This is a genomic window from Lentzea tibetensis, from assembly GCF_007845675.1.
Classification (GTDB): Bacteria; Actinomycetota; Actinomycetes; order Mycobacteriales; family Pseudonocardiaceae; genus Lentzea; species Lentzea tibetensis.
This window is the reverse complement of sequence record NZ_VOBR01000108.1, coordinates 1-763: the sequence shown is the minus strand read 5'-3', so window position 1 is coordinate 763 and position 763 is coordinate 1. Positions and strand designations below refer to the sequence as shown.

The following is a 763-nucleotide window of genomic DNA, read 5'->3' as shown; positions in this document are numbered from 1 at the left end:
CCAAACCCAGACGTCACAACAACCCCAATCCCACGCCGCCCAGCAGCCACAACACCACCCGGCAACACGACCACACCAACACAAACCCTGACACCAACAAGACGAAAACCCACCCACCCACAGTTCATCTCCAGTCACGCCAAAGCCGGGGGCGGGGATCTGCGACCGTGATCCCTTGTGTCTAACGCGGTGTGACTCGATAGGGCAGATCAAGCAGGTGGAGCAGCAGCCCTTCTTGGAACGCGCAGTGGAGTTGACCGCTGATGTCGCCGCCGCGGCGGCGCCGATCCACAAACTGGACAGCGCGCGTCGTCCGCTTGGTGTGCCCTGGGTTTCGCGGAGTCGCGTTTCTGGATCTCATGCCACGGTGAATGTGTTCTCGTATTCTATCGGGGTGAGCATGCCGAGCCTGCTGTGGCGGCGCTGCCGGTTGTGGAAGATCTCCAGGTAGTCGAAGATCGCGTTCGCCAGCTCGATCCGGGTGCGCCAGCGCTGACGGTCGAGCAACTCGACCTGCATGCGTGACCAGAACGACTCCATCATCGCGTTGTCGAAGCAGTCACCCACGCTGCCCATCGACGGAACGAGCCCGGAATCCTTGGCACGCTTGGTAAACGCCCATGAGCCGTACTGCTTGAGTTCAACCGGTCGTCGCAACACCAGTTCTACTGGAGAGATAGTAGCTGTTCGTTCAATGCTTCGGCTGGGGTCTTCCAGTCGAGTGTCCTACGTGGACGGTTATTGAGGGTCGCTGCTACGGCGT

Annotated in this window: 1 pseudogene; it reads right to left on the bottom strand. The window is 60.4% G+C overall.

The features are described 5' to 3' along the window. Positions 1-357 precede the first annotated feature (357 nt). Positions 358-633, bottom strand: a pseudogene (locus FKR81_RS43140) (transposase); the annotation flags it as partial. Between the last annotated feature and the right edge of the window lie 130 nt (positions 634-763).